Below are 22,492 nucleotides of genomic sequence, written 5' to 3'. Positions count from 1 at the left end.
GATGCGAAGAGGTCTTATGAACGCGAACTCCGCCGGGGGCGACACCGCTGCGAACGTGGAGCGGCTGCGCGACTATCTCAAGCGGGCGACCGCCGATCTCCAGCAGGCCAATCGCCGGTTGCGCGAAGCCCAGGCGAAGGACACCGAGCCGATCGCCGTGGTAGGGATGAGCTGCCGTTTCCCAGGGGGGGCGGAATCCCCTGACGCCCTGTGGGAGCTGCTGCTGGACGGCCGCGACGCGGTTTCGGAGTTCCCCGCGCGCCGCGGGTGGAACACCGAGGAGCTCTACGACCCCGACCCGGACCGCAGCGGGAAGACATACGCGCGCGAGGGCGCCTTCGTCTACGACGCCGACTGCTTCGACGCCGACTTCTTCGGTGTCAGCCCCCGTGAGGCGCTGGCCACCGACCCGCAGCAGCGACTGCTGCTGGAGGCCGCGTGGGAGGCCTTCGAGTACGCGGGGATCATTCCCGGAGCGCTGCGAGGTAGCCGCACCGGGGTCTTCGCGGGGGTCAACGGCCAGGACTACTCCCAGCATCTCGCCGGCGGCCTCGAGGCGGCCGAGGGATACCTGGTGACCGGCACATCGGCGAGCGCGGTCTCCGGCAGGGTCTCGTACACCTTCGGCTTCGAGGGTCCGGCGGTGACCGTCGACACGGCCTGTTCCTCGTCCCTGGTGGCCGTTCATCTCGCCGCGCAGGCGCTGCGCTCGGGCGAGTGCGAACTGGCCCTGGCCGGCGGCGTCACCGTCATGGCGACCCCGGCGATCTTCACTGAGTTCAGCCGGCAGCGCGGGCTCGCACCCGACGGCCGCTGCAAGCCCTTCGCCGCGGCCGCCGACGGCACCGGCTGGGGCGAGGGCGTGGGCCTCGTCCTGCTGGAGCGCCTCTCCGACGCCCAGCGCAACGGCCATCAGATCCTCGCCGTCATCCGCGGCAGCGCACTGAACCAGGACGGCGCCAGCAACGGCCTGACCGCCCCCAACGGCCCCTCCCAGCAACGCGTCATCCACCAGGCCCTCGCCAACGCCCGCCTCACACCCGACCAGATCGACGCCGTCGAGGCACACGGCACCGGCACCCGGCTCGGCGACCCCATCGAAGCCCAGGCCCTCCTCGCCACCTACGGCCAGAACCGGCGCACGGAACAGCCCCTGTGGCTCGGCTCCGTCAAATCCAACATCGGCCACACCCAAGCCGCCGCAGGCATCGCCGGCGTCATCAAAATGGTGCAGGCCATCCGCCACGGCTTCCTGCCCAAGAGCCTGCACATCGACGAGCCCACGCCTCATGTGGACTGGGAGTCGGGGGCGGTGGAACTGCTCACCGAAGCCGTCCCGTGGCCACAGACCGGGCGTCCTGCTCGGGCGGGCGTGTCCTCGTTCGGTGTGAGTGGGACGAACGCCCACGTCATCCTCGAAGCGGCACCGGTCGAGACACCTCCCACCCAGACGCCGGCCGAATTGCCTCCCGCGGCGGAGGGACTGGCGCCGGTCGGATCGGTGCCGGCCGATCAAGCGGACGCCGACCCGGCCATGGACGGACCGGCGCCGTGGCTGCTCTCAGCCCGCACCCCCCAGGCCCTCCAGGCCCAAGCCGCCCGCCTGCACACCCACCTCACCCACCACCCCCACCTCCACACCAGCGCCGTCGCCCGCGCCCTGGCCACCACCCGCACCCACTTCACCCACCGCGCCGCCATCACCCACGGCACCACCACCCAACGCCTCAACGCCCTCCACGCCCTCACCACCGGCCAACCCCACCCCCACCTCACCCACACCACCACCAGCGACGGAGGGGGGAAAATCGCGTTCTGCTTCAGCGGCCAAGGCACCCAACACCCCGGCATGGGCCACGACCTCTACACCACCAACCCCGCCTTCGCCCACCACCTCGACCGCGTCTGCCACGCCCTCGACCCCCACCTCGACCACCCCCTCCAACACATCATGTGGGCCACCCCCAACGACCCCCTCACCGGCCTGCTCAACACCACCCTCTACACCCAACCCGCCCTCTTCGCCCTCCAAACCGCCCTCTACCACCTCCTCACCCACGACTACGGCATCCACCCCCACTACCACCTCGGCCACTCCCTCGGCGAAATCACCGCAGCCCACACCGCCGGCATCCTCACCCTCACCGACGCCGCCCACCTCATCACCACCCGCGCCCACCTCATGCACACCCTCCCCCCCACCGGCACCATGGCCAGCATCAACCTCCCACCCCAACCCCTCACCCACTACCTCACCCAACACCACATCACCGACGTCACCATCGCCGCCCACAACACCCCCACCACCACCGTCATCGCAGGCCACCACACCACCGTCCACCACATCACCACCCACTTCCAGCAACAAGGAATCAAAACCAAAATCCTCAACACCACCCACGGCTACCACTCCCCCCACCTCGACCCCATCCTCGACCAACTCACCCACGCCACACGCCATATCACCCACCACACCCCCCACACACCCCTCATCACCAACCACACCGCAACCACCACCACCGACCCACTGCCCACCCACCACTGGACCACCCACGCCCGCCAACCCGTCCACTACCACCAATCCATCACCCACCTGAACCACCAAGGCGTCACCACCTACCTCGAAATCGGACCCGACACCACCCTCACCACCCTCAACAACCACACCCTCGACAACCGCCTCGACAACCAGACCGACACCACCAGCCCCGACCCCATCACCATCACCCACACCCTCCACCCCCAACACCACCCCACCCACACCCTCACCCACGCACTCACCACCCTCCACAACACCGGCACCCCCATCAACTGGCACAAAGCCCTCCCCACCACACCACCCACCCCCCTCCCCACCTACTCTTTCGACAAGGTCCGTCACTGGCCCCAGCAGACGGCCAGGCCGGGTGACATGCCGTCCGTCGGTCTGGTCGCGGCGGAGCACCCCCTGCTGGGCGCCGCGGCCGAGTTCGCCAACGGTGAGGGGCTGTTGCTGAGCGGGCGTGTGTCTGTCGGAACCCACCCGTGGTTGGCGGATCACGCCGTCATGGGCTCGGTGCTGCTCGCGGGAACGGCCTTCGTGGACCTCGCGCTGCACGCGGCCCATCAGGTGGGCTGCGACCAGGTCGAGGAATTGACCATCCGGACGCCGCTGGTCTTCGCTGAGCAGCTGGCGGTCCGGCTGCAGGTCGTCGTGGGTCCGAGCGGTGACGGGGGCCAGCGTTCCGTCGCCGTCTACGCGCAGGCGGAGGGGTCCGGTGACAGGGGCACGCCTTGGACCTGCCACGCGGAGGGTGTGCTCGCCTCACGTGCGGCCGGTGACCAGCCCGTCGCCACGGACGCCGAGTCCTGGCCGCCGGCCGGTGCCGAGCCGCTGCCTGATGTCGATCTCTACGAGCGATTCGCCGAGTTCGGGCTGGAGTACGGTCCGACGTTCCGCGGGTTGCGGGCCGCGTGGCGGCACGGCGAGGACGTGTACGCCGAGGTGGAGCTTCCGGACAGCGTGGACGCGGAGGGATTCGCCGTGCATCCCGCGCTGCTCGACGCCGCGCTGCACGCCTCCGTTCTGGCGGGGCTCGGCAGGACCGAGGAGGTGCAACTGCCGTTCTCCTGGGGCGAGGTGGCGCTGCACGCCGTGGGTGCCACCGCGGTGCGGGCCCGGCTGACGAAGGGCGCAGGGGACACGCTCACCGTTGCGCTGAGCGACTTCTCCGGGCGGCCGGTGGCGACGGTTCGAGCGCTCACCGTGCGGTCCGTCACCGCCGAGCAGCTCAACGCGGCACAGGCGGCGCGCACCGACGACCTGTACCGCGTGGACTGGCCGGTCATCGAGGTCGCGGACGTCACGGAGACCGTGGACTCCGCGCTGACGGCGCAGAGCCCGGACGCGGTGGCGCACGAAGCCCTCGCGGTCCTGGGCGCCGGTCCGCCGGCAAAGACGTCGGCCGCCCGCGGGGAGAGCGGCCCCGTGTATGCCGACCTCGCCGCGCTGGGTGAGGCCCTCGCGGCCGGAGCCGCTGCGCCCGCCACCGTCGTGGCGTACGTGCCGGACACGCTCCCGGCGGCCGGGGACGGACGGGAGCCGCACAGCCGACAGCAGGGGCAGGAAGGGCACGACCCCACGATCGCCAGGGTGCACGCGCTGACCCGCTGGGCGCTGGATCTCGTACAGGCCTGGCTGGCCGACGACCGGTGGGCGGATGCCCGGCTCGCGGTGGTCACGAGCGGTGCCGTCACGGCGCAGGCGGGTGAGCACGCCGGTGATCCCGCGGGGGCCTCCGTCTGGGGGCTTGTGCGGGTCGCGCAGTCCGAGAATCCCGGTCGGTTCGTCCTGGTCGACACCGACGGGAGCACGGCGTCCGCCGAGCGGCTGACGGCGGCACTGGCGTCGGGCGAGCCCCAACTCGCGTTGCGCGCGGGAGCGGTGCACGTGCCGCGGCTGGGCCGGTCGGACACGGCGCCGGATCTGGTGCCGCCGGCCGGGGCGGGTGCGTGGCGCGTCGGCATGAAGGAGTTCGGGACGGTCGAGAACCTCACCCTGGAGGAGTGCTCCGAGCACGCCGCGCCGCTCGGTGAGGGGCAGGTGCGGCTGGGTGTGCGCGCGGCGGGCATGAACTTCCGGGACGTGATGATCTCGCTGGGCATGTACCCGGGTCGGGCGGTGATCGGGAGCGAGGCCGCCGGTGTCGTCACGGAGGTCGGTCCGGGGGTGACCGGTTTCGCGGTAGGTGACCGGGTGATGGGTCTGGTCGACGGGGGCATGGGCCCGGTGGCCCTGACTGACCAGCGGCTGATCGTGCGGATCCCCGAGGGGTGGACGTTCGCCCAGGCGGCCGGTGCGCCGGTGGTCTTCCTGACGGCGTTCTACGCCCTCTCCGACCTTGCCGGGCTACGGCCTGGCCAGCGGCTGCTGGTGCACGCCGCGGCGGGTGGTGTCGGTATGGCGGCCACCCAGCTGGCCCGGCACTGGGGTGCCGAGGTGTTCGGTACCGCGGGCCCGACCAAGTGGGCGGCGCTGCGTGCGCGGGGCTTCGACCGGGAGCACATCGCCAGTTCCCGCACGCTCGCCTTCGAGGGCGCGTTCCGTGCGGCGACGGGCGGGGAGGGCTTCGATGTCGTACTGGACGCGCTGGCCCACGAGTTCGTCGACGCCTCGCTGCGGTTGCTGCCGCGCGGGGGCCACTTCCTGGAGATGGGCAAGACCGACATCCGGGATCCGCACGAGGTCGCGGCGGCTCATCCGGGGGTGCGGTACCGCGCCTTCGACATGATCGAGGCCGGTCCCGATCGTATTCAGGAGATGCTGACCGACCTGGCCGGGCTGTTCGCCAGTGGGGCGCTGCGCCCGCTTCCGGTGACCGCGTTCGACGTGCGCCAGGCTCCGGCGGCGTTCCGGTTCCTGAGCCAGGCGCGTCATATCGGGAAGGTCGTCCTGACCGTTCCGCAGCCTCTCGATCCGAACGGCACCATCCTCATCACCGGCGGCACCGGCACCCTCGGCCGCCTCATCGCCACCCACCTCGCCACCCACCACCACCCCCAACACCTCCTCCTCACCAGCCGCCAAGGACCCAACGCCCCCCACACCACAGAACTCACCCAACACCTCACCCAACTCGGCACCAAAGTCACCATCACCGCCTGCGACGTCTCCGACCCCCACCAACTCGCCGACCTCCTCACCACCATCCCCACCGAACACCCCCTCACCACCGTCATCCACACCGCCGCAACCACCCACGACGCCACCCTCACCACCCTCACCCCCCACCACCTCACCACCACCCTCAAACCCAAAGCCGACGCCGCCTGGCACCTCCACACCCACACCCAACACACCCCCACCCTCACCCACTTCATCCTCTTCTCCTCAGCCGCCGGCACCCTCGGCAACCCCGGCCAAGCCAACTACGCCGCCGCCAACACCTTCCTCGACACCCTCGCCCACCACCGCCACACCCAAGGCCTCCCCGCCACCTCACTCGCCTGGGGCCTCTGGCAACAAACCAGCACCATCACCGCCCAACTCACCCACCAACAACACCAACGCCTCACCGAGGGCGGCCTGGTCCCGTTGCGGACGGAGGACGCGCTGGCGGCGTTCGACGCCTGCCTGGGCGGCGCCCTCCCGTCGTACGTCCCGGCACGGTTCGACCCGAGTACGTTGCGGAACCTGGCGAGCAGCGACGGTCTGCCGGCCATCGCCCGCCGCCTGCTGCGGACCGCACCGCCACGTGCGGTGGCGGCCGGTGGCGGCGGTTCGGCCCTGCAGCGCGCCCTCGCCCGGCTACCGGAGGGCGAGCGGGACCGTCACCTGCTGGATCTGGTGCGTGGCGACATCGGCGCGGTGCTGGGGCACGAGACACTGAGCACGATCGCCGCGGACCGCACCTTCCAGGACCTCGGCTTCGACTCGCTGACGGCCGTGGAGCTGCGCAACCGGCTGAACGCCGCCACGGGGTTGAGACTGCCCGCCACCCTGGTCTTCGACCACCCGACCGCGGCGGCGCTGGCGGCGCACCTGAAGTCCCGGTTGCTCGGTGCGCAAGAGACGAGCCCGCCCGTCGCGGCCGCGGCGCGGCCGGCGGAACCGCTCGGGAACGACGACCCGATCGCGATCGTCGGCATGGCATGTCGCTTCCCCGGTGGTGTGGCCACCCCTGAGGGGCTGTGGGATCTGGTGGCGGCGGGCCGGGACGGCCTGTCGGGCTTCCCGGACAACCGGGGCTGGGACCTGGAGCGGCTCTACGATCCCGACCCGGAGCGTGCGGGCACGTCCTATGTGAACCAGGGCGGTTTCGTCTCCGACGCCGACGAGTTCGACGCCGGGTTCTTCGGCATCAATCCGCGCGAGACGCTGGCCGTCGATCCCCAGCAGCGGCTGCTGCTGGAGACCGCCTGGGAGACGATCGAGAGTGCCGCGGTGCGCCCGGAGTCCCTGCGCGGCACACGGACCGGCGTGTTCGTCGGCATGGCCTCCCAGCACTACGGACTGGGCGCGGAACGGTCCGCGGACGCGTTGGACGGGTATCTGCTCACGGGTACCACGAGCAGTGTGGCGTCGGGCCGGGTGTCGTACACGCTCGGCCTCGAAGGCCCGGCGATCACGATCGACACGGCCTGCTCGTCCTCGCTGGTCGCGATGCACCTGGCCGCGCAGGCACTGCGCTCCGGCGAGTGCGAACTCGCCCTCGCCGGCGGCGTCACCGTCATGGCCACCCCCGGCATCTTCGTGGAGTTCAGCCGGCAACGCGGGCTCGCACCCGACGGCCGCTGCAAGCCCTTCGCCGCCGAAGCCGACGGCACCGGCTGGGGCGAGGGCGTAGGCCTCGTCCTCCTGGAGCGCCTCTCCGACGCCCAGCGCAACGGCCACCCCGTCCTCGCCGTCATCCGCGGCTCCGCCGTCAACCAGGACGGCGCCAGCAACGGCCTCACCGCCCCCAACGGCCCCTCCCAGCAACGCGTCATCCACCAAGCCCTCACCAACGCGGGCCTGCACCCCACCGACGTCGACGCCGTCGAAGCACACGGCACCGGCACCCGACTCGGCGACCCCATCGAAGCCCAAGCCCTCCTCGCCACCTACGGCCAGAACCGGCCCACGGAACAGCCCCTGTGGCTCGGCTCCGTCAAATCCAACATCGGCCACACCCAAGCCGCCGCAGGCATCGCCGGCGTCATCAAAATGGTCCAAGCCATCCACCACGGCGTACTACCCAAGACCCTCCACATCGACGAGCCCACACCACACGTCGACTGGGAATCGGGCGCGGTCAAACTCCTCACCGAACAGACCCCCTGGCCCCACACCGACCACCCCCGCCGCGCCGCCGTCTCCTCCTTCGGCATCAGCGGCACCAACGCCCACCTCATCCTCGAAGCAGCACCCCCACCCACCAGCACCAGCACCAGCACCGATGCCCCTGGTAGGCCCGCTCTGGGCGCGCCCGTCACACCATGGGCGCTGTCGGGCCGTACCGAGGCCGCTCTGCGGGCGCAGGCCGCCCGGCTGCATCAGTACGTCACCGAGCATCCGGAGCTCGATCCCGCAGCCGTCGGCCATGCCCTGGCCACCACCAGGTCGGCTTTCGAGCACCGGGGCGTGGTGCTCGGCGCGGACGGTGCCCAGTTGCTGCGGGGCTTGTCGGCGCTCACGGCAGGCGAGCCCGCGGAGGGGGTCGTACGCGGGGTGGCCGACGGGGCCGGAACGGTGTTCGTCTTCCCTGGGCAGGGTTCGCAGTGGAAGGGCATGGCGGAGGACCTGCTGGAGAGTTCCGAGGTCTTCACTGAGCACATGGCCGCCTGCGAGCGGGCGCTGGACCGTTACGTCGACTGGTCGCTGCTCGATGTCGTGCGCGGGGCGCCCAATGCTCCGGGTCTGGACCGGGTCGACGTCCTGCAGCCGGTGCTGTTCGCGGTCATGGTCTCGCTGGCCGAGTTGTGGAAGGCGGCGGGCGTGCGGCCGGACGCGGTGATCGGGCACTCGCAGGGCGAGATCGCCGCCGCGCACGTGGCGGGCGCGCTCTGCCTGGACGACGCGGCCGCCGTGGTGGCGTTGCGCAGCAAGCTCCTGCTGCCGCTGGCCGGTTCGGGAACCATGGCGTCGGTTGCGCTGCCCGCGGCGGACCTGGAGGAGCGGCTGTCCGGCTGGAACGGCCGGGTCGGCACAGCCGCGGTCAACGGACCCACCGTCACGGTGGTCTCCGGGGACGCGCAGGCCGTACGGGAACTCGTCGACGCGTGCGCGGCGGACGGCGTCAGGGCGCGGCTGATCCCCGTGGACTACGCCTCGCACTCCGACCACGTCGAGCGGATCCGGGAAGAGCTGCTGAACCGCCTGGCCCACCTCACCCCTCGCACGGCGGACATCCCGTTCTACTCGACCGTCACGGGCACGGAGATCGACACCAGCGGCCTGGACGCCGACTACTGGTACCGCAACATCCGCCGCCGGGTGCTGTTCTCCGAGACCACCGGCGCTCTCCTGGACGCGGGGCACTCGCTCTTCGTCGAGATCAGCCCGCATCCCGTGCTCACCGTCGGGATCGAGCAGACCGCGGAGGCACGGGAGACCGCCGCCACGGCGATCGGGACGCTGCGCCGGGACATGGACGGCCGCCGCGAGTTCCTCACGGCCCTGTCCCTGGCGCACGTCCACGGGGCGCCGGTCGACTGGGCCGCCGCCTGCCTGGGCCGGCACCACCCGGCCGTGCCGCTTCCCACGTACGCGTTCCAGCGCACCCGCCACTGGGTGGAGTCGTCCGGCGGCGCCGGTGACGTGACCGTGGCTGGACTCACCGAGGCCGGTCACCCGCTGCTGGGCGCGGCCGTCGAGATCGCCGGAGGGGGGCACCTGCTGACCGGCCGCCTGTCCCTCCGTACGCATCCGTGGCTCGCCGATCACGCGGTGCTGGACACGGTGCTGCTACCCGGTACCGCGTTCGTCGAGCTGGCGGCGCACGCCGCGGCCGAGGCGGGCTGCGGCGGGGTCGCCGAACTCGCCCTGGAGGCGCCGCTGATCCTCCCCGAGCGGGGCGACGTACGGATCCAGGTGGTCGTCGAGCGGCCCGACGACGGCGGGCAGCGGCCGGTGGCCGTGTACTCGCAGGCAGCGTCCGCCCCGCCGGACGCGTCGTGGACCCGACACGCGCACGGACTGCTCGCGGACGTCGCCCCGGTCTCGCCCGAAGCACTGTCCGACTGGCCTCCGGCCGGAGCCGAACGGGTCGATCTCACGGACGTCTACGAGCGGTTCACCGCCTCGGGGCTGGCGTACGGCCCGGCCTTCCAGGGGCTGCGGAAGGTGTGGACGCGGGACGACGTGGTCTATGCGGAGGTCGACCTGCCCGAGGACATCCCGACGGCGGGCTTCGGTCTCCACCCCGCTTTGCTGGACAGCGCGCTGCACGCCCTGGCCGTGGCGGGCGCGGAACCGACCGGGTCGGAGCTGCGGCTGCCGTTCGCCTGGGCGGGCGTGTCGCTGTGGTCCGACGGCGCGCGGGCGCTGCGGGTGCGGCTGTCGCCGGTGGAGGGCGGGGGCACCGCGCTCCATGTCGCCGACACCGCGGGGCGTCCCCTCGGCTCCGTGGGCTCGCTCGGTTTGCGGCCGGTCCGGCCCGAACAGCTCGCGGCCGTCCGCGACGGCAGGCGGGGAGCGCTGTACGAGCCGGGCTGGGTGCGGGCATCGGCCTCGGTGGGGCCGGCCGACGGGAAGGCCGTCTGGGCGGTCCTGGGCGATGCGCTGCCCACGGTGGGCGCGAGCGGTGACACGCCGGTCCGTTACGACGGCCTGGAGACGCTGCGCAAGGCGCTCTCCGAGGGCGCTGCCGTGCCGGAGTTCGTCGTCGCGCCGGTGATCGCCGGTGGCTCGGGCGGCTCGGGAAACCTCGGCGGACCTGCCGCCGCCGCGTCCGCCACCGTTCAGGAGGTGCTGTCCCTGCTGCAGGGCTGGCTGGCGGAGCCCGCTGTCGCGTCCTCGCGGCTGGTCCTGGTCACCCGCGGTGCCGTCGCCGTACGCGCCGACGAGGAGGTGCGCGACCTGGCGGCCGCCCCGGTGTGGGGCCTGGTGCGCAGCGCGCAGTCGGAGAACCCGGACCGGTTCCTCCTGGTCGACCTCGACGTCGACCTCGGCGCGGACGACGCGGCGACGACTGCCGTGGCGGCCGCCGCCGCGGTCGGTGAACCCCAGGTCTGTGTGCGCGGGGGCGAGTCGTTCATACCGCGGTTGTCCCGCTCCGCCGCCGAAGGCGCCGTCGGCTCCTTGCCGTTGGACTCCGGGGGCACCGTGCTCATCACGGGTGGAACCGGAACGCTGGGCCGCCTGGTGGCCCGCCATCTCGTCACCCGGCACGGGATCCGGCACCTGCTGCTCACCAGCCGCAGCGGTGGCGACGCGCAGGGGGCGGCGGAGCTGGGCGAGGAACTCGCCGCGCTCGGCGCCCGGGCCACGTTCGCCGCCTGTGACAACGCCGACCGCGAGGAACTGCGCGGGGTCCTCGCCGGTGTTCCCGCGGAGCACCCGCTCACCGCGGTGATCCACGCCGCCGGTGTGATCGACGACGCGATGGTCGGCTCCCTGACCGGTGACCGGATCGACGCCGTCCTGCGTCCCAAGGCGGCCGGGGCGTGGAACCTGCACGAGCTGACCCGGGACCGGTCCCTCGCGGCCTTCGTGCTGTTCTCGTCGGCGGCCGGTCTGCTGGGCAGTCCCGGTCAGGGCAACTACGCGGCCGCCAACACCTTCCTGGACGCGCTGGCCGCTCACCGGCGTGCCCGGGGGCTGCCCGCCACCTCCCTCGCCTGGGGGCTGTGGGAGGAGGGCAGCGGCATGACGGCCCATCTGGAGCGGACCGACCGGGTGCGGATGAACCGCAACGGGCTCGCGCCGCTGCCGACCGAGGACGCGCTGGCCCTGCTCGACACCGCCCTGTCCGCCGGCCGCCCGCTGCTGCTGCCCGCGCAGCTCGATACGGCCGCACTGGCCGCCCAGGCTGGTTCGGGTCTGGTGCCGCCCGTCCTGCGCGGTCTGGTACGCACCCCGGCCCGCCGGGCGGACGCGGCGGGACCGTCGCTGGCCGAGCGGCTGACCGGGCTCGACGACGCGCAGCAGCTGGATCTGTTGCTGGACGTGGTGCGGGGCCAGGTCGCCGGGGTGCTCGGGCATGAGGGTGGCGCCGCCATCGACCCGGACCGGGCGTTCCAGGAGCTCGGTTTCGACTCGCTCACCGGGGTGGAGCTGCGCAACAGGCTCAACGTGATCACCGGTCTGCGGCTGCCCGCCACGCTCGTCTTCGACTACCCGACGGCTCGCGTGCTCGGCGAGCACCTGAAGCGGTTGACCGCGCCGGAGCCCGCACGGAAGTCGGTGCTGGCCGAGTTCGACCGGATCGCGGCCGCCCTGTCCGCGCTCGACCCGGACGACGGCGAGCGCGGTGAGATCGCGCGCCGCCTGCAGTCCCTGACGGCGCAGTGGAAGGAGTCCGCCGGCGGCACGGCCGTGGCGGAGCAGATCAGGGCAGCGTCCGCCGACGAGGTCTTCGCCTTCATCGACCGTGAGTTCAAGCGGAGTTGAACGCCGTGAACAACCGCCGGGAGGAGCACATGGGGATGGATACGGCATGACGAACGAAGACAAGCTCGTCGACTACCTCAAGTGGGTCACGACGGACCTGCACGAGACGCGTGAGCGGCTCGCGCAGCTGGAGTCGGACCTGCGGGAGCCGATCGCCATCGTGGCCATGGGCTGCCGGTACGCGGGCGGCGTGCGGGGCCCGGCGGACCTGTGGCGTCTGGTGGCCGCGGGCGACGAGGCGGTCGGGGGCTTCCCGTCCGACCGGGGCTGGGATCTGGCACGTCTGTACGACCCCGATCCCGACCACCGCGGCACGTCGTATGCGCGGGAGGGCGGGTTCCTGTACGACGCGGGTGAGTTCGACGCCGAGTTCTTCGGCATCAGCCCCCGCGAAGCCCTCACCATCGACCCCCAGCAGCGCCTGCTGCTGGAGACCGCCTGGGAAACCCTCGAACGCGCCGGCCTGGACCCCACCCGGCTCCGCGGCAGCCGCACCGGCGTCTTCACCGGCGTCATGTACAGCGACTACGGCGCGCGCCTCATGGACGCGGGCGGCGCCGCGTTCGAGGGTCTGCTGGGCAACGGGAGCGCGGGAAGCGTGGCGTCGGGCCGGGTGTCGTACACGCTCGGCCTCGAAGGCCCGGCGATCACGATCGACACGGCCTGCTCGTCCTCGCTGGTCGCGATGCACCTGGCCGCGCAGGCACTGCGCTCCGGCGAGTGCGAACTCGCCCTCGCCGGCGGCGTCACCGTCATGGCCACCCCCGGCATCTTCGTGGAGTTCAGCCGGCAACGCGGGCTCGCACCCGACGGCCGCTGCAAGCCCTTCGCCGCCGAAGCCGACGGCACCGGCTGGGGCGAGGGCGTAGGCCTCGTCCTCCTGGAGCGCCTCTCCGACGCCCAGCGCAACGGCCACCCCGTCCTCGCCGTCATCCGCGGCTCCGCCGTCAACCAGGACGGCGCCAGCAACGGCCTCACCGCCCCCAACGGCCCCTCCCAGCAACGCGTCATCCACCAAGCCCTCACCAACGCGGGCCTGCACCCCACCGACGTCGACGCCGTCGAAGCACACGGCACCGGCACCCGACTCGGCGACCCCATCGAAGCCCAAGCCCTCCTCGCCACCTACGGCCAGAACCGGCCCACGGAACAGCCCCTGTGGCTCGGCTCCGTCAAATCCAACATCGGCCACACCCAAGCCGCCGCAGGCATCGCCGGCGTCATCAAAATGGTCCAAGCCATCCACCACGGCGTACTACCCAAGACCCTCCACATCGACGAGCCCACACCACACGTCGACTGGGAATCGGGCGCGGTCAAACTCCTCACCGAACAGACCCCCTGGCCCCACACCGACCACCCCCGCCGCGCCGCCGTCTCCTCCTTCGGCATCAGCGGCACCAACGCCCACCTCATCCTCGAAGCAGCACCCCCACCCACCACCAGCACCAGCACCAGCACCAGCACCAGCACCAGCACCAGCACCAGCACCAACCAGCACACCGAACAACCCCCCGCACACACCCCCCTGCCCTACCTCCTCTCCGCAAAGACCCAAACCGCCCTCAAAGCCCAAGCCACCCGCCTGCACCACCACCTCACCCACCACCCCCACCTCGACCCCACCGCCGTCGCCCGCACACTCGCCACCACCCGCACCCACTTCACCCACCGCGCCGCCGTCATCGCCACCGACACCACCGACCTGCTCAACCGACTGGGCTTCCTGGCGCAGGACCAGCCCGCGGGCAACGTCCTCAAGGGCACGGCCTCCCACGGGGGCCTGGCGTTCCTGTTCTCCGGGCAGGGATCGCAGCGTCCCGGCATGGGGCAGGAGCTGCACCGGGCGTTTCCTGTCTTCGCGCAGGCCTTCGACGCCGTGTGCGCCCACCTCGACCCGCATCTCCCGCATCCGCTGCGGGAGGTCGTGTGGGCACGGCGGGACAGTGACCTGGTGGGGCTGCTGGACCGGACCGTCTACGCACAGGCGGCGCTCTTCGCCGTCGAGACGGCTCTGTTCCGTCTGCTCGAACACCACGGGTTGCGGCCGCACGCCCTGCTCGGACACTCGCTCGGTGAAATCGCCGCCGCCCATGCGGCGGGCGTGCTGGACCTGTCCGACGCCTGCGCCCTGGTCGCCGCGCGCGGACGCCTGATGGAGGCGCTGCCCGAGGGGGGCGCCATGGCGGCGCTGGAGGCCGGCGAGCCGGAGGTGCGGGTCGTCCTGGCGGCGTACGGGTCCCGGGCGGCGCTCGCGGCGGTGAACGGGCCCGCCGCCACGGTGGTCTCCGGGGACGAGGACGCGGTCGAGGAGATCGCGGCGGAGTTCCGCGGCCGAGGCTGCAAGGTGTCCCGGTTGAAGGTGAGCCACGCCTTCCACTCGCCCCGGCTGGATCCGATGCTGGCCGAGTTCGGTGCGGTCGCGCGCGGTCTGACGTACTCCGCTCCGCGCATACCCGTGGTGTCGAACCGCACCGGTCGCGTGGCCGGGCCCGGTGAGCTGACGGATCCCGCCTACTGGGTCGGCCACGCACGCGACTGCGTCCGCTTCGCCGACGGTGTCGCCGCGCTGGAGCAGGCGGGCGTCACCACATGCCTGGAGCTGGGCCCCGACGCGGTGCTGACGGCGGTGACCGGTACCTGCACCGAGGGGCGCCTCGTGCCCGTGCCGGTACTGCGCGCCCGGCGCCCCGAGGAGCAGACCTTCCTGTCCGCCCTGGCGCACGCGCACATCCGGGGCGCCGCGGTGGACTGGCTCGGTTTCTTCGCCGAGCGGGCCGCGGGGACCGTAGAGCTGCCGACGTACGCGTTCCAGCGGCGGCTCCTGTGGCTGGAGGCGGCCCCGTCGGGTGCGCGGTCCGGCAGTGCGGCGGACGCGGCGGAGACCAGGTTCTGGGAGGCCGTCGACGCGCAGGACCCGGAGGCGCTGGCCGCGGCCCTGGGGGTCGGCGGGCAGGTGCGATCCTCGCTCGAAGCGGCGCTGCCGCTGCTCACCGACTGGCGCCGCCGGCGCAACCGCCACTACCGGATTGGCTGGGAGCCGGCGGGTCCGGCCGAGTCCGGCGCTGCCAAGAACTGGCTGGTGGTGGTGCCGGAGGGTGAGGTCTCGGGCGGCGTCGTCACGGCCCTGGCGGCGGAAGGCGTCGAGGTGACGGTGCTTCCGGTGGGTGCCGGCCCGCAGGACGGTGCGGATCTCGCCGGCCGGCTCAGTGCCCTGCTCGCCGCTTCCGCGGCGGTCGACGGGGTGCTGTCCCTGTTGGCGTTCGCCGACGACGGGGCGCAGGACACCGGTCCCGGGGGCGCCTCGGCAGCGGACGGTACGGCACCGACCCCCGCGCTGACCGCCACCCTGGACCTGGTGCGGGCCCTGGAGGAGGTGACGGGGCCGCTGCCGGTCTGGATCGCCACGCGCGGCGGTGTCCGCGTGACGCCGCAGGACGGTCCGCCGGACCTGCGCCAGGCTCAACTCTGGGGGCTGGGGCAGGCACTGGCCGCCGAACGTCCCGAGCGCCGTCTCGGACTGGTCGACCTGCCGCCGGGGACGGGGGCGGCGGCAGGGGCGGAAGCGGACACCCGATGCGCCCGGCTGCTGGTCCGGGTCCTCGGCGCGGGCCTCGGCGAGCCGCAGGTCGCGCTGCGTTCCGGGAGCGTGTTCGCGCGCAGGCTCCTGCCCGTGGCGCTGGACGAACTGGAACCCTTGGAGGAGCCCGGCGAGGACGCCCGGCAGGTCTGGCGGCCGGAGGGGACGGTCGTCGTCGCGGGGGCGGGCACCGCGACCGGGCGGGAGCTGGCCCGGAGCGTGGCCGGACACGACGGTGTGCACGTCCTGCTCCCGCTGGACGAGCGGGACAGGGACAGCGACGCGGTCGACGCGCTCCTGGCCGAGCTGGGCGACCGTGTCACGACCGTGCCCGGCGATCCCTCCGACCCCGCGGTGCGTACGGCTCTGGTGGCCGCCGTGCCCGCGGAGCGCCCGGTGACGGCCGTACTGCACGTCGCCCGTGCGGCGGAGGGGCAGTCGCCCGAGCCGCTGGACCGCAAAGGCATCGAGCGGCACTTCGGCGATCTGGCCACGGCCCGGGCGCTGGAGGCGCTGGCCCGTGCGTGGGGCGCGCCCATGTTGCTGGTCGCCGGACTGGCGGGGGCCCTCGCCGTGCCGGGCTTCGGCAACGCGGCCCCCGCGCACAGTGCGCTGGCCGCGCTGGCGGACGCCCGCGTGGCGGAGGGGCTGCCCGCGCTCTGCCTCCAGGTCGTGTCGTGGCAGGACGACGATTCGCGGGCACCGGTCACGCCGGGCCTGCGCGCGGCGCCTGAGACGGCGCCGGCCGCACTGCTCGGCGGCCTCGCCGGGGCCGCGGCGGGACGGCCTCGCTCTCTCGTGGTCGCCGACGTCGACTGGGCGCGTCTGGCACCGGCGCTGGGCGGGGACGTCGCGCTGCTGCGCGGTGTGCCGGGCGCCCGGCACGCATCGGAGCTCGACGCGGGCGCGGACCACGTCCCCGTACGGCTCGCGGACGTGCCCGAGGAGGAACGCCTCGACGTCCTGCTGGAGCTGGTGCGCGGCCGGACCGCCGCCGTGCTCGGCCACGCCTCGGCGCAATCCGTGGACCCGGACGGCGAGTTCGCGGACCTGGGCTTCTCCTCCTTCACCGCTCTGGAACTGACCACGCACATCCGTGAGGCGGGGCTGCCCATGTCGCTGACGGCCGTCTACGACCATCCGACGCCGGCCGCTCTCGCCCGCCATCTGCACGCCGAAGCGGCCGGGGCGCCCGTCCCGGATCCGCCCTGCGGCCGGCACCCCGACCCCACCCGAGTACAGGCATAGGAGCCCGTCATGAGTAACCCCATTGTCATCGCAGGCGGCGGTCCCGTCGGGCTGATGCTCGCCTACGAGCTCGGTCTGGCCGGGGTGGACACAGTCGTCCTGGAGCGCCGCGACCAGCCGAGCACCCGGTCGCGCGGGATGGCCATCAACGCCGCCGTGGTCGAGCTGCTGACCCAGCGCGGCCTGATGGAGACGCTGCAGGGCGACGGCTTCACCTTTCCGGCGGCGCACTTCGCGCACCTGTGGCTCGACCCGACGCGGCTGCCGGAGTCCCGGGCGTTCGCGTTCGCCGTCGCGCACTCGCAGCTGGAGCGGCGGCTGGAGGAGCAGGCCGTGAAGCTGGGCGTCTCCGTCCGGCGCGGCGCCGAGGTGGTCGGCATCGACCAGGACGAGAGCGGTGTGCTGGTGACGGTGCGCACCGGGTCCGGCGAGGAGACGGTCCGGGCCTCGTACGTCGTCGGCTGCGACGGCGCCGACAGCAGTGTCCGGACCCTCGCGGGCATCGACTTCGTGGGCACGGACAACGAGTTCCGGGGCATCGTGGGCGACGTGGAGGTCGCGACGGACGATCCGCTCTTCGCGAAGCTGGGGGTCAACCAGACCGACACCGGGTTCTTCACGGTCTCGCCGGTCGGACCGGACGTGCTGCGCGTCGCCACCGGGGAGTTCGGCGCGGGGACGGTGGCCGAGGACGTACCGGTGGACCGCGCGGAACTGGACGCGGCGATCCGGCGCATCACCGGTGACGTGTCAACGTCCGGCACCGCTCGCTGGCTCGCGCGGTGGAACCCGCCGACCCGGCAGGCCGTCGCGTACCGCAGCGGCCGGGTGTTCCTGGCCGGCGACGCGGCGCACGTCCATTTCCCCCTCGGCGGGCAGGCGCTGAGCACCGGCATCGAGGACGCGGTGAACCTCGGCTGGAAGCTCGCCGCCCATCTCCAGGGCCGGGCCGCTCAGTCGCTGCTGGACACGTACCACGAGGAGCGGCACCCGGTCGGGCAGCGCGCCTGCCTCACCACGCGGGCGCAGCTGGCCCTGCTGCACCCCATGGAGCAGGTCTCGCCGCTGCGGACCGTGCTGACCGAGCTGTTCCACATCCCCGAGGTCAACGCCCACTTCGTACGGATGGTGGGCGGTCTCGACGTGCGGTACCCGATCCGGTACGCGCAGCTTCCCGATACCGTGGCCGCCCACGCGCTGCAGGGCAGCAGGCTCGGTGACGTGCCGCTCACCGCCGGCGAGCCGACCTCGCTCGGCCGACTGCTGCACGGCGGGCGCGGTGTCCTCGTCGACTTCTCCACGTCGGGCGCCCACAGCGGCCAGGCCGGGCACTGGACCGACCGGGTCGACGTCGTGGCGGCCGAGGCGTCGGCCGAGATCGACGCCACCGCGCTGCTGCTCCGCCCGGACGGCCGGATCGCCTGGGCCACCTCCGACGACACCGCCACCGAGAGCAGCGCCGCGGGTCTCGACGCGGCACTGCGCACGTGGTTCGGCACGCCGGTCGGCTGACGCCGGCATCCGATGCGGTACCTGCGTACCGCGTCGGACCCTGATCGCAGGGCCGACCGCTCCGGGACCCCCGCCCGGACCCGGTCGGCCCTGCTTCACGTTCACGTGCCGAGAACGGCTCGAATACCGACCCATGTAAACCTGGGTTGACACACACCGGGTTGTCAATGTAGATTGACACACATGACTCGAGCCACCGATCTCGCCGCACAGGCGGGCGACAGGGATCCGAGAGTCGGCCTCCGCGCGGTCGTCGCGCTGCGGCGTCTCCTGGAGCAACTGGAAGCCGTCCAGGTGCGCAACGCGCGCAATCAGAAGTGGTCCTGGCAGGAAATCGCCGATGAGCTCGGAGTGAGCAGGCAGGCCGTGCACAAGAAATACAGGAGGCACTGATGTTCGAAAAGCTTACCAAAGAGGCACGCGCCGTCCTCCGGGCGGCGGTGCAGCGCTCCGAACGGGCGGGTGCCACCGGACTGCGCCCCGAGGACCTGCTGCTGTCCCTCTTCGACCTGCCCCAGACCGCCGCCGGCGGCGCGCTCGCCGCACTCGGCGTCGTCGAACAGCGCGACTCCGTCGAGCGGGCACTGACCGAGGCCGCCCGGCGCGCCGGGCTGTCGCAGGCCGACGCCGACGCCCTGGCCGATATCGGCATCGACCTGTCGGCCGTACTGGAGCGGACGGAGGCCGCGCACGGCGATGACGCGATCGCCGCCCGCGACACCACCAAGCCCGGCTGGCGCCCCGAGTACCGGCCCTTCTCCGAGGGCTCCAAGACAGTGCTGCAGCGGGCGCTGCATGAGGCCGCGGAGAATGGTGCGAAGAAAATCGGCGACCAGCACCTGCTGCTCGCCCTGGCCACCCCGCCCGGCGTCGTGGCCGACGTCCTCGCCGCGCACGGCGCCACCTACACCGAGATCCGGCGCGTCCTGTCGCGCCGCCCCGAGGCCGCCTGACGCACGGGCGAAAGCGAAAGCGGAGAACGAGAAGAGGGGATCCCCGGGGATCCCCTCTTCTCGTTCTCTTCCTTGTCCCGCGAACGTCGGAACCGGGCGCCACGCTCAGAACTGGGGCGCCGCGGTGGGTGCGCGCAGGGTGCCGAGGAACGGGTACCAGACATGCTCCGGATCGTTCTCGACGGCGTTCACGACCTCTCGCATCGCCTGCAGCGCCTTCGGCTCGTCACCGTCGTACACATCGCCCTGCAGCATGCGCAGCACGTCGATCCGGTACCGGGGGTCCTTCGCGAACGCGGTGAACAGGACGTTGAGCCGGTAGAAGATGGTGATGAACTCGTACCAGTAGCCCACCGCCTTGCGCAGCTTCTCCTCGTACGGGGCGAAGCTCTTCTTCGAGAAGTCACCACCGGCCTTGTGCGCCGCGATGATGTCCTTGCAGGCGATCCGTGCACTGTTGAGCGCGACGCTCACTCCGCTGGAGAAGATCGGGTCGACGAAACGGGCCGCGTCCCCGATGAGAACGTAACGGTCGCCACATATCTGCCGCATCGCGTAGCTGTAGTCACCCTCCGCCTTGAACGGACGGACCCGCTTGGCCTTTCTCAGCATCTCCGCCAGTTCGGGCCGGGTGTCCACGAAGTCCCAGAAGAATTTCTCGCGGTCGGTATTGGCCTGGGCGAACCGCTTCTTCTGGGTCACGATTCCGATGCTCGTAATGGTGTCCGTGATGGGAATCTGCCACACCCAGGTGTCCTTGACGGGCAGCCAGTGCACGAAGATGAAGTCGGTCTCCTGGGGGTTGCTCGCCAGCGCCGCCCGGTCCACGTCCTCGAACCAGGTGTGCAGCGCGTACTGGTCGAAGACGGGGTCGCTCACCTTCAGTTTGAGCTGCCGGCCGAGTGTGGTGCCCCGACCCGACGCGTCGACGACCATCTTCGCGCTGAAGCCGACCTCCTTGGACCTCAGGCGGCAGGTCAGGCCGACCTGCTCCGGGTCGCTGAAGTCCACCTTGAGCACGCGGACACCGGAGAAGACCTTGGCGCCCTTTTCCTCGGCGTTCTTCAGCAGGAGCAGATCAAACTTCCCCCGGTCGACATGGAAGGTGTAGTCGCGGTCGACCCCCTCCTGGTCGCGCTCGACGAACTGGACGTCGGCGGTGAGCCGGTGGCCCATTCCCACGAAACCGTTGCTCGGCACGCGCAGGGCGTACGACGCGGTCCACGAAGCGCCGTACTTCTTGGGGAAGTTCGCCGCATCGACCGCTGCCATGGCGCCGGTCTCGTGCAGCACCGGCGTCGTCGCCGGCACCAGGGACTCGCCCACGTGGGGCCGGGGGAACATCTCGCTCTCGAACACAGCCACCGAGAGTCCCGCCATGGCGAGATACGCCGCGGCCGTCGACCCCGCGGGGCCGCCACCGATCACTACAACGTCGAAGTCGGTCGTCATGGGCGGGCCTCGCGAACTGCCTCTGACACCATCCAGGGCTCCTCACCTTGTCGACAGCGGGCGCATGGGTCCTTGCTCGCAGGGCGCCGAGTCTTGTCAGGACCGCTGAAGCCGGACTAACCCGCACCTTGGTCCGAGGAGTGGCATCCCGACATCCCAGCCGAGGCAGAGGCGACGGCCGCCCAGGGCACGAGCGCACAGGCCGCAACGACCCGCAGACAGTGGTAGACACCTGTGGCCCACCGGTAGGTTGAGGGTGCCGCGCTCACGGGTCACGCTCTTACTTTCCCTGCCCCTGGCGAGCTGACTTCGCCGCTACCCACAGGGCGACGCTGTAGAAGAGGTCGTCGTTGGCTTCGGCGTGCGCTCGCACGAGAGCTTTCAGGTGCTCGGCGTTCGTTCCCGCGCACCGCCCATAACAGCGCACCCTCGATCAGACCCGTGCGCCAGACCTGCCCCACGGGCGAGGCCGCCAGAGCTCCTGAGCAGCAGCGAACAGGGGCCTGACGACCCGTCAGAACGAGCGTCGAATGAGCGTCACATGCGTCATTTCAGCGTCAGGATATCGCCCGTAACGCCCACACCGCACATCATACGCACACACAAAAGCACAGGTCAGGAGCCCTTCGCGGCCGGTTCAAGGATCGCGACACACTCCACGTGGTGGGTCCACCGAAACATGTCGACGCGGCCGGCCCGGATCCTGGGAATCAGGAAACCAGCAGGTCAGAGCCCCTTCGCAGCAGGCTCCAAAATCGCCACGCACTCCACATGATGCGTCATCGGGAACAGATCAACAACGCCGACTTCAGCCGTCGCGCCGCCCTCCCCGCCTCTGCTCGACTCCAGCGAGCGCCTACGAAGGCAAGGCCGTGGGCGGCAGCCGAATGCCTGTCTGACAGGCAGTGGGCGGAACGGCCGACGCCGACCGCGTGCACGTCGCATCTCCCGGCCCACCGCCGGGGCGAGAGAAGCGCCGTATCGCGGGAGGGCCCCGGTCGGCGTCGACACGGCGAACCCGACTCGCTACCCCGTCGAAACAGACAGCGCCGCCGCGTAACCTCCCAGGCAGGCAACGTCCCTCAGCCTCCACCCTGGCGTCTGAGCCGGCTCGGGCGCCGATCCGACGTACGGATGGGCGAAGCCGGAGGCCAGGCCCTCGCCCGTGCCCTTCAGGTACGCCTCCTTGCGGGACCAGACACGGGCCAGCGCGTCGGGCCGCTGCGCCTCCTGTAGCACGCGCAGTTCGTCGGCCTCTCGGGGATGCAGGGCGGGAAGCAGATCAGCGACCGCCTGCGGCTCCGGTACGGCCTCCACGTCCACCCCGACCGGCACCCCTGCGAACGCCAGCAGCGCCACGCCACCGCTGTGCGACAGCGAGAAGTGCACTCCGCCCCCGGCGACCGCCGGGCGTCCGTGCGGGCCCCCGCAGCAGGGGCAGTCCTCACACACGAACTCCACTCGGTCCGGAGGAATGCGCAGGTAGCCGCCAAGCAGCACCCGCAGTCCCACGTGGGCTGCCAGATAGCGGTGCCGATCGGTCTCTCGGACGAAGCCGGCAGCGCGTGAGCGTTCCGCGTCGTCCAGCAACGCGTCGTTGACGGAGTGCGAGCCGATGACATCGCGGTCCGTGTCAAGCACCCACAGTGCCACCGCTCCACCCACCGGCCGGTCTCG

7 protein-coding genes are annotated in these 22,492 nt (G+C 71.9%); 5 read left to right on the top strand and 2 right to left on the bottom strand.

What is annotated here, in order from left to right; genetic code table 11:
• Position 1: 1 nt before the first annotated feature.
• The 5 genes from AC4OXY_RS38120 to AC4OXY_RS38100 all read left to right on the top strand — a co-directional run bounded on the left by AC4OXY_RS38120 (position 2) and on the right by AC4OXY_RS38100 (position 19,363).
• Positions 2–12,070: an SDR family NAD(P)-dependent oxidoreductase gene (locus AC4OXY_RS38120; protein ID WP_491991915.1), complete on the top strand. Its 12,069-nt coding sequence runs from the start codon at positions 2–4 to the stop codon at positions 12,068–12,070.
• 46 nt (positions 12,071–12,116) lie between these two features.
• A complete protein-coding gene (locus AC4OXY_RS38115) occupies positions 12,117–16,898 on the top strand; it encodes a type I polyketide synthase (RefSeq protein WP_491991914.1) in 4,782 nt (1,593 codons plus the stop codon).
• A 9-nt stretch (positions 16,899–16,907) separates the two neighbouring features.
• Positions 16,908–18,410 (top strand): FAD-dependent monooxygenase, encoded by a 1,503-nt coding sequence (locus tag AC4OXY_RS38110; protein WP_491991913.1) that lies wholly within the window; start codon positions 16,908–16,910, stop codon positions 18,408–18,410.
• 183 nt (positions 18,411–18,593) lie between these two features.
• Positions 18,594–18,803 carry an HTH domain-containing protein gene (locus tag AC4OXY_RS38105; RefSeq protein ID WP_491991912.1) on the top strand — a complete coding sequence of 70 codons (210 nt, stop codon included), beginning with the start codon at positions 18,594–18,596 and terminating at the stop codon, positions 18,801–18,803.
• Positions 18,803–19,363, top strand: coding sequence for a Clp protease N-terminal domain-containing protein (locus AC4OXY_RS38100; protein WP_491991911.1), 561 nt, complete (start codon positions 18,803–18,805; stop codon positions 19,361–19,363). The genes AC4OXY_RS38105 and AC4OXY_RS38100 overlap by 1 nt, the downstream gene beginning before the upstream one ends.
• A 105-nt stretch (positions 19,364–19,468) precedes the next feature.
• Here the strand turns inward: AC4OXY_RS38100 and AC4OXY_RS38095 are convergent, their stop codons facing one another.
• Positions 19,469–20,815 (bottom strand): NAD(P)/FAD-dependent oxidoreductase, encoded by a 1,347-nt coding sequence (locus AC4OXY_RS38095; RefSeq protein WP_491991910.1) that lies wholly within the window; start codon positions 20,813–20,815, stop codon positions 19,469–19,471.
• Between the two features lie 1,026 nt (positions 20,816–21,841).
• Complete coding sequence (locus AC4OXY_RS38090) at positions 21,842–22,456, bottom strand: 4'-phosphopantetheinyl transferase family protein (RefSeq protein WP_491991909.1); 615 nt, start codon at positions 22,454–22,456, stop codon at positions 21,842–21,844.
• Positions 22,457–22,492 lie beyond the last annotated feature (36 nt).

Source organism: Streptomyces sp. HUAS MG56, assembly GCF_058673395.1.
This window is presented reverse-complemented; position numbering and strand designations above follow the sequence as displayed.